This is a genomic window from Mesorhizobium temperatum, assembly GCF_002284575.1.
Lineage (GTDB): Bacteria > Pseudomonadota > Alphaproteobacteria > Rhizobiales > Rhizobiaceae > Mesorhizobium > Mesorhizobium temperatum.
The window spans coordinates 49,944-57,863 of the sequence record NZ_NPKJ01000006.1 but is presented as its reverse complement, the minus strand read 5'-3'; the positions used below and the strand labels follow the sequence as shown (position 1 = coordinate 57,863).

General features: G+C 58.1%; 7 protein-coding genes and 2 pseudogenes. 5 read left to right on the top strand and 4 right to left on the bottom strand.

Annotated elements, in window-relative coordinates; all coding sequences use genetic code 11:
- Positions 1 to 339 precede the first annotated feature (339 nt).
- Positions 340 to 573 (bottom strand): annotated as a pseudogene (locus tag CIT26_RS37275) (thermonuclease family protein); the annotation flags it as partial.
- 486 nt (positions 574 to 1,059) lie between these two features.
- Here CIT26_RS37275 and CIT26_RS01525 point away from each other — a divergent pair.
- Positions 1,060 to 2,520: a phospholipase D-like domain-containing protein gene (locus CIT26_RS01525; RefSeq protein WP_095490921.1), complete on the top strand. Its 1,461-nt coding sequence runs from the start codon at positions 1,060 to 1,062 to the stop codon at positions 2,518 to 2,520.
- A gap of 154 nt (positions 2,521 to 2,674) precedes the next feature.
- Complete coding sequence (locus CIT26_RS01520; RefSeq protein ID WP_095490920.1) at positions 2,675 to 3,475, top strand: endonuclease/exonuclease/phosphatase family protein; 801 nt, start codon at positions 2,675 to 2,677, stop codon at positions 3,473 to 3,475.
- Positions 3,476 to 3,846: 371 nt separating this feature from the next.
- Here CIT26_RS01520 and CIT26_RS01515 read toward each other — a convergent pair.
- A pseudogene (locus CIT26_RS01515) lies at positions 3,847 to 4,139 on the bottom strand (hypothetical protein).
- Positions 4,140 to 4,466: 327 nt separating this feature from the next.
- Here CIT26_RS01515 and CIT26_RS01505 point away from each other — a divergent pair.
- The 3 genes from CIT26_RS01505 to CIT26_RS01495 all read left to right on the top strand — a co-directional run bounded on the left by CIT26_RS01505 (position 4,467) and on the right by CIT26_RS01495 (position 6,388).
- Positions 4,467 to 5,390 carry a GGDEF domain-containing protein gene (locus CIT26_RS01505; protein ID WP_095490918.1) on the top strand — a complete coding sequence of 308 codons (924 nt, stop codon included), beginning with the start codon at positions 4,467 to 4,469 and terminating at the stop codon, positions 5,388 to 5,390.
- Between the two features lie 238 nt (positions 5,391 to 5,628).
- On the top strand, positions 5,629 to 6,078 hold the full coding sequence (locus tag CIT26_RS35520; protein WP_143747750.1) for a hypothetical protein: 450 nt from the start codon (positions 5,629 to 5,631) through the stop codon (positions 6,076 to 6,078).
- On the top strand, positions 6,059 to 6,388 hold the full coding sequence (locus CIT26_RS01495; RefSeq protein ID WP_095490916.1) for a hypothetical protein: 330 nt from the start codon (positions 6,059 to 6,061) through the stop codon (positions 6,386 to 6,388). Before CIT26_RS35520 ends, CIT26_RS01495 begins: the two co-directional genes overlap by 20 nt.
- A gap of 599 nt (positions 6,389 to 6,987) precedes the next feature.
- Here the strand turns inward: CIT26_RS01495 and CIT26_RS36350 are convergent.
- Both CIT26_RS36350 and CIT26_RS01490 read right to left on the bottom strand, forming a co-directional pair.
- On the bottom strand, positions 6,988 to 7,131 hold the full coding sequence (locus CIT26_RS36350) for a hypothetical protein (protein WP_167391239.1): 144 nt from the start codon (positions 7,129 to 7,131) through the stop codon (positions 6,988 to 6,990).
- A 44-nt stretch (positions 7,132 to 7,175) separates the two neighbouring features.
- Positions 7,176 to 7,865: a recombinase family protein gene (locus tag CIT26_RS01490; protein WP_095490915.1), complete on the bottom strand. Its 690-nt coding sequence runs from the start codon at positions 7,863 to 7,865 to the stop codon at positions 7,176 to 7,178.
- Positions 7,866 to 7,920 lie beyond the last annotated feature (55 nt).

Below are 7,920 nucleotides of genomic sequence, written 5' to 3'. Positions count from 1 at the left end.
CGGCCATGAACGATCGCATTGTAACCGTTTTCGGCGGATCCGGCTTTCTCGGCCGCCGGGTCGTTCGGCATCTCTGCAAGCACGGGTTTTCCGTTCGGATTGCATCAAGGCATCCGGTGGCATCTTTTGCCAGCGGTGGAAGGTGGCGCGGGGAATGCCTAGCTTTTCGTCATCCAAGCGGCCTGGCAAACCGCCATCCGGCGCCGGCCTGGCATGCTCCTGATCCACTACAACAGCCGGCATGTGATGGAGAAGATCATCACGCCAGGTGAACCGACAGTGCCGCCGCAGACCATCGTAGAGGGCAGCATACATGCCGGCCTAGACGTAGCGCTAGGCGATCTTCGCGAGGCGTCCGTAGTGATCACGATCGACAAAGGCACAGTGCATCGGCCGCGATGCTGCCAAGAACTCGTCCAACGCTTGGGCAGCGCGGCGCCCGCAGGGATAGTCGAAGCCCTTGGCGTCGCTGCAGTACTGCCGGCTCTCCGGCGCGTCGATGCCGCTAAGGCGGATACGCTGGCCAGCAATCTCGATCGTGTCGCCATCGATGACAGAAGCGCGACCATCCATCGGACCAGGCAGCGGCTCGGTCCAGTTTGTTACCGTGGTCTGAAGGCTTGCGGTGCTCTGAATTACGAATTGGGTGACTGTGGCGGCAAGCGTGCCCACACCGAGGAAAAGCAGTCCAAGGAATGGTCGAGGCAGTCGCCATGACAAATTTCTTCTGCCGGCGCGCCTTCGCCACCGGTTAGCCTGATCGGCACCCTGATATCGGTGGCCTTTGCCCACGCCCCTTCTCCCGAAATAGAGAATGCTTCCATTGCGGGCCAGAGTCCAGCTTGCTCGGGCTTTACCGCGGGCCTTACGCGATCCGATTTCTGTTCGACAGAACTCGCGCCTGGCATCGCTATCAACCGCACAGCGGCGAATGCGGCCAAAACTTAGTCAAGAGGTGCTAATATGCGAGACAGCGCTCTTCGCTCTGGGTCTGTTGAGTATCAACGCCGGGAATGGGCTGCATTGCGTTCTGCAACCGCTCGCTGGATAGTCCTGGCGATGTTGCAGACCTTAATGACTCATTGGCCCCAGATCCTCGCGATCATTCCGGTGGTGATGGCGGCCATCGGCATCGTCCACGCCATAATGACGAAGGAAGACGTCCGCGCCGCCACAGGTTGGGTCGGCGTGATGTTCCTGTCGCCATTCCTTGGCGCGATCATCTACGCCGTTGCCGGCATAAACCGCATCCGTCGTGCAACGATCAGCGCCATGCGGCCCCTTTCCAGCGAGGCGGCTTCCGCAAAACATGAGCGCAACATTGCCGCCGAGGAATTGATTGCCGAGCGGTACGGCCAACGCTTCACCGGCCTGAAGACATTGGGCGACAGGGTGGCCCGGCGTGCCCTGACCTCGGGAAACGCGATTGCGATATTGGAGACAGGTGACGAGGCCTATGCCGCAATGTGCCGAGCGATTGATGGCGCTCAACGCACTATCCTTCTCGAGACCTACATCTTCGACAATGACGATGTCGGGCGGCTTTTCGTGGAATCTCTCGCCGGAGCCGTCCAGCGGGGTGTCAGCGTTCGCGTGCTGATCGATGCCGTCGGGGCGCGTTACTCCGTCCCCAGCATTCTTGGGCGTCTGCGAGAGGCAGGAATCACAGCAGACCTCTTCAACGGCAACATTGTCATGGGCCTGCGTCTTCCCTACGCCAACCTCAGAACGCACCGGAAGATCCTGGTCGTCGATGGCACGATTGCGTTCACCGGAGGGATGAACATCCGAAAGGGATTCTCAGCCGAGTTCGCCGGCTCCTCCAGCGCGAGGGACACGCATTTTCAGGTCACCGGGCCGGTCGTGGCCGACCTTTTTTCGGTTGCCGCCGAAGATTGGCGCTTCGTGAGCGGCGAGTTCCTGAAAGGCGACACCTGGCAAGTGGCCACGCTTCTCGCGGCTCCCGGTCAACCGATGCTGGCGCGGGCGGTTGCATCCGGGCCGGATGCCAGCATCGAAACGAACCACAACTTGCTGATCGGGGCATTTTCCGTCGCCCGCAAATCGATCCGCATCATGTCGCCCTATTTCCTGCCGGATCGGGAACTGATCAGCGCGCTGACGACCGCGGCCAGGCGAGGCGTCGAGATCGACATCGTGGTACCGGCGATGAACAATCTTTTCCTTGTCGACCGGGCGATGACGGCGCAATTCGATCAGGTCCTGAAGCACTATTGCCGCGTATGGCGCACGGAGGGCTCGTTCGATCATTCGAAGCTGCTGTCGGTCGATGGAGTTTGGGCTTATATAGGATCCTCCAATCTTGATGCCCGGTCCCTGCGGCTGAATTTTGAGATTGATGTAGAGGTTCTTGATGCAGGCTTTGCCGCGGAGATTGAAGCGCGGATCGGATCGGCAATCGCCTCCGCCGCGTCTGTAACGATCGAAACCTTGAGAGCCCGGCCATTCATCGTCCGCCTGTTCGACCGAGTGTTGTGGCTGGGATCGCCCTACCTTTAGAGGCTTTCTCGTTCTACCGGGGGGAATTCGGGTGACGCAGCCATCGCTCCTTTTGAGCGCCGCATCTCGTCAGGGCAGGGAAGCAGCGATTGCAGATCCTATTTGAGTGAGACAAAGCTAAGTCTTGAAGGTAGTGAGGACGAGCAGCAGACTCATGCAAAGAACTGGACATAGCTTTCCTGCAAGTGTGCTCAAATCCATTCGCGACAGAAAAAAGCAGAAGGCGAAGGCTGCGCCGTCCGAAGGGACACGCCCCGCGGGGACTCTGGTCGCATCTTACAACGTTCACAAATGCGTGGGCGTCGACAGAAAGTTCGATCCCGAACGAATCGGTCGCGTCATCCGGGAAATCGGCCCGGATGTCATTGCGTTGCAGGAAGCGGACAATCGCTTTGGAGATCGTGCCGGCCTTCTGGATCTGCTGCGTCTCGAATTGGAAACAGGCCTGGTGCCGGTGCCGGTGTCCGGAAACGGCAAAGGGCACGGCTGGCACGGCAACGTTCTGCTTTTCAAACGGGGCATCGTTCGCAATGTCCATCAGATAAAGCTCCCGGGGCTGGAGCCGCGCGGAGCCCTGGTTGCCGAAATCGATCTGGACGAGAAACGAACTCTGCGCATTATCGCAGCCCATCTCGGCTTGCTGCGCCGATCGCGCTCCGAACAGGCCCGTGTCGTGCTCGAAATCATGAACAGACCGGACGAAAAACCAACACTGCTGCTCGGCGATTTGAACGAATGGCGACTCGGAAACCGTTCCGCGCTAAATACGCTGCACACGACTTTCGGTCCCGCGCCGCCGGCGGTCCCCACCTTTCCATCGAGTCTGCCGCTGCTGTCGCTCGACCGGATCATGGCAAATCGACACGGAATGATCTCAACCGTCGAAGCCCATGACACGCCGCTTTCGCGGGTCGCCTCCGATCATCTACCGCTTACAGGATTCGTTCGCCTATGATGTAGCTGCCCAGCCCCATGGATGGAGATCGGTTCAAAGGGAAGCTCTAGTCTAGACTAAGACTAGCGGAGCGGGGGCGGCCCAGCGGCTTGCGGTGGGGGATACCGCTGGGCCTGACCAGCGAGCCTTAGGCGTGCTCGCCTGGTTGGCGAATATATGAGCTTAATCTAATGTAATCAAAACATGCGAATGAAGTACGTGGAGTTAATTCCGCTGTGTAGAAGCCGTGAGGTGCCCCGCAATGGGTCAAGTCGTCTGGCACCGCAATTGCACGGTCAGCAATGCCGGGTACCCCAATGCCCGGCACTCATGGGGGCCCGTCGCTTCGCAAATGTAGCGGCGGGTCTTCTACATACAGGTCGCGTCCCAGCCTACGCACTCCCGTCCGTCTCGCTTTCCTCGTCGATCGCCCGGACCGGCAGATAGGCGTTGGTTTCCAGCCACTCGCGCAACACGATTTGGATGAGGTCTGATCTGCCGATTTTCATCTCTTCAGCTATAGAGTTCAGAGCGTCCTCGGTTTCCGGGTCCAGCGGCACGCCAGCAACGTTCCCCTGAGCATCAATGCAGCGCGACGCAGGATGACCTGCAGATTCGCGCGCGACATATCTGCGATGCGGTCGGCGGCGCTTTCAAGCTCTTCCGCAACAGATAAGCGGGTCATTCAGGGGCGCTGTCGCTGGCTAGCGCCTTCTTCAGATCTTCCAAGGTCGTCACGCCCTGACCGAATAGCGCCAGAACGCGGCTTGCTAGGTTCTCGCGCTCCACACTGTGGGGCGGGATGCCTATGGTCTGGCAGTGCTCGTCAAGCGCTCTGGTGATGATAGATAGCTGGTCTGGGTCGACTGTACCAAGGAACGGCATTTGACACCTCACGAAGGCGAAAGCGCTGTCCTCTTCCAATCATCCGTATGCCCCTCAGAGAGCGGATGACCATTTCAAAATAAATCGCGCCAAAAACTTCGCAACAAAAATTATGTGACGAGGGAGTGTGTACCAATTCGTACCGATCTGTCAGCAGCTCGGCGCCGATATCGAGACGGTAGCGCAGGGGTATCGTCTTCAGGCCAGAATAATCTTACTGGAGTTGGTAACGGCCTGTTCAGCGCCAACGGCTAAACAAAGCAATATGACGCCGCGCAGCAAGCGTATTCTGAGCAAATCAATTGTCGTGACGATAATCGCAATCGTCGCGACCTTCGGTCTGTCGTTTACGGCGAGACTCGCGTTGCAGATGCCGATTGACTGGCTGAGTTGGGTGGAATGTACCTTCATTCCCATTCTGATCGGAATGCCAGTCAGTGCCTACATCTTCGCCCAGTCGGAAACGATCCAGGATACATGTGACAAGTTGGAGAAGTCACATGCGGCCTTGAAAGAGGCGCACGACAGGCTGACCTTCGTAAATAGCCATGACCAGATGACGGGACTCCTTAGCCGGGGCGAATTCATCGCAAGGATGGACAGAAGGCGCGATGAAGGAGAATGCGACACGCTTCTCCTCATCGATCCGGATCACTTCTCCTCAATCAATGACAAGTACGGACATTCCAAGGGTGACGAGGCTTTGGTTCGGATCGCGAAGGCGCTCGTCTATGCGACGCGCCCAGGTGACTCAATTGGCCGCCTTGGTGGGGAAGAGTTTGGGGTCTTGCTACGCGACGTGCGCAAAGAGCAGGCGATTACCATTGCGGAGAACATCCGTCGGCATGTCGAAGGGGGTCCCTGGGTCAAAGGACAACAGGATGGCGTGAAGGTGACTGTCAGCATAGGAGGTGCAGAAATCCCTCGCGATGCAGATCCTCAGGATGTCCTCCGCGCTGCGGGACGGTGCGTTTTTGAGGCGAAACAACGTGGGCGGAACCGCGTTTCGTTCGACCATCAGACAGCCAAGTTGCGAGTCGTGACACCGTAGCCGACCTCTGAAGCCCGCTATTCCCTGTCCGGCATGTCGCCACTGGTGAAAAGCACCGTCGGCGGGCCGTAGCCACGCTTCGCTGCGTTAATTCGTGAATTGCGGGGGCACAATATTTATGGGCGAACGTCATCGAGAAGAGGTTCTAAATACAGTCCTTGCGGCTTGCTTAGGACGTCGCGGTGTTGACGCTGATCCTGAGACGATTCTTCAGAAGGGCCGATCTAGGCCAGATGTGATGGCAGTAATGCGTGGGTTGCGTTGCGCTGTCGAAGGTAAAGTAGCTGACACCCCGAACGCCGAGCTTGTTGTTCTGGCCCAGGCTAAAAGCCGAGTGGATCAAGGCGTGGCTCATCTGGCCATCGCGGTGGTTTATCCTACGTACATCCGCTCTGTGCAATTCAGCCGATTGCCCCAAGAGCTTGGCTCAGCATCCCTCAAATTTTCCGTCCTTACAGATCCTGACAACGCAACTTGGCACCACGGAAGCGTCAATGAAATTCTTGCCGAGTTGCGACGTGCGCATGATGTGATCGTACGCGATGACGTTTTGCAGCAGGCAGTCGATACCCTGAACATTGGGCTCGCCGAAGTATCCAGCGCGCTACTCGACAGCGGAGCGACATGTGACCGCTTGATAAAGCTGCTCGGGATAGGGACAAAAGGTCATGCCGAAACTGCTGTTTGAGTATCGCCGGCGTGAGAACCGCAAAGCTCTCGGCATTGATGCTGGCGAATGCGGGTCGAATCCCATCAGTACGCTGAAGCCCTCGGACAATGCTGGTCTCGGATTGGCCCGCGCTTTGTCCGTCGTCAATTACCTGCGGCAACTCCCGGAATTATCGAGTCTGGACGTAACCTTCATTCCCATGTCGGGCGGCCAGTTGATCATGCCGGGCGACACCGTAACGGGACGGGACCAATGCGGGTGCGACAGCTGCCAGAAGACGTATCGAGGTACGGGTGAGGAAGCGCGTTCAATCAACTCAGGCTTCTGAGGGCAAGAAAGTTTGAAGGGCTACCGCCTCCTGGAACCGGTGAAGCTCCGCCGGTGTCAAACACCAGAGAAAGTCTGCTCGTCCCGATAGGGAACTGAAAGTTCGACGGAACTCGACCAAGAATGGACGTCTACAAAATTTGTGGTGAGCCACCCGGTAGAGAGGCATCTCTTACATAGATCCGCCATTCGGTAGCAACCGCCACCAAAGGATCATGCCCCAGGAAGTCGGATTTTGAGGCAGGTTACATTTACTTGCCGCATAACTTCAACATCCCACGCGACCCCGTAGAGGACTTCCCAGACGACCAATACCATGTCAGCGAGGCACTTATGTCGTAACTAACCAGGCATATTTGCGTTGCTTTTTCGCATCTCGTGCCGGCCTCTTCTACTTCTCCCACGTTGAGGTAAATACTGCTTGTCGCTGCCGAGCGTCATCAACGTGAATATGGCCATTCGTTCGGATGGTGCGCCACCATCGCCTCCAGTCTACAAGAGATACGCCGGCAGTGTTCGCTAGGTGTTCGTGCGGCTATCAGAGAGTTTCGATAGCCTCATGCGCCGTCGCTGACCTCGGATGTACAGGCGGCGACGGACCTAGCCGGCCAGCGCCATTCCAACCGCTATGCAGACAACAATAGCGAGGCCGGTAACGAGATTGCCAGCCAGATTGAGGGCGATGACGCCGACTAGAGCCCGCACGACCCTGCGAGGGTGCGCAACGGCTTTGGTAACGGTCATCAAAGATCGCTTCCATGGGGAGATGCTGGTCAGCAATTTCCCGCCTATAAAAGCAAGTTCGCAGACACTTGCCGCGCCAAAATGTTGCGCACGTTCGACACCTGCCATCGGCCATTGCGCGCTGTTCGAACACCGCGGCTGTTCAAGGCGATGGCCAGGCCACGCAGGCTGGTGATGCCGGACTGCTGGATGGAGGCGATGATCGGCAGCACGGTTTGGGCAAATCTGTCAGCCTCCCGAATCGATATCTTCCGACCTCTCGCTGCAGCTTCCGCTGTATTGGTCGGATTGCCGAGCTTCATTCCAGTGGTTTTGCGAGAGGCGAGGGCGGCTTTGGTGCGTTCCGAGATCATACGGCGTTCCTTCTCGGCCAGTGCCGCGTAAAGGTGCAGCATGAAGGAGTCGGCATCGGCACCAAGTTCGGTCACGATGAAAGGAACGCGCTGCACCATCAGGCCAGCAATGAAGGCAACATCGCGCGAGAGTCGGTCTAGCTTCGCCACAACGACCGGGCATTTGAGCTGCCGGGCAAGGGCGAGGGCGGCGGTCAGTTGCGGACGTCGATCAAGAGCATCCGCGCCCTTTCCGGTTTCGATCTCGGTGAACTCCTGGAGGATGGTCATTCCCTCGGCCTCGGCAAAGCGGGCAACCGCGACTCGCTGGGCCTCGATGCCTAAGCCTGAACCTCCTTGCCGTTGTGTGGAGACACGATAGTAGGCGACCGCGCGCAGCATGTTGCTAGTCCCCGGGGTGTTCAAACTGCAAACCACCGTTTGCAGTTTGCTCACA

Bases quoted from the DNA above. Each gene is read 5' to 3' on its own strand.
- CIT26_RS01520 (WP_095490920.1), top strand. From the start codon at position 2,675: ATGCAAAGAACTGGACATAGCTTTCCTGCAAGTGTGCTCAAATCCATT.
- CIT26_RS01495 (WP_095490916.1), top strand. From the start codon at position 6,059: ATGCCGAAACTGCTGTTTGAGTATCGCCGGCGTGAGAACCGCAAAGCT.
- CIT26_RS01525 (WP_095490921.1), top strand. From the start codon at position 1,060: ATGTTGCAGACCTTAATGACTCATTGGCCCCAGATCCTCGCGATCATT.
- CIT26_RS01490 (WP_095490915.1), bottom strand. From the start codon at position 7,865: ATGCTGCGCGCGGTCGCCTACTATCGTGTCTCCACACAACGGCAAGGA.
- CIT26_RS36350 (WP_167391239.1), bottom strand. From the start codon at position 7,131: ATGACCGTTACCAAAGCCGTTGCGCACCCTCGCAGGGTCGTGCGGGCT.
- CIT26_RS35520 (WP_143747750.1), top strand. From the start codon at position 5,629: ATGGCAGTAATGCGTGGGTTGCGTTGCGCTGTCGAAGGTAAAGTAGCT.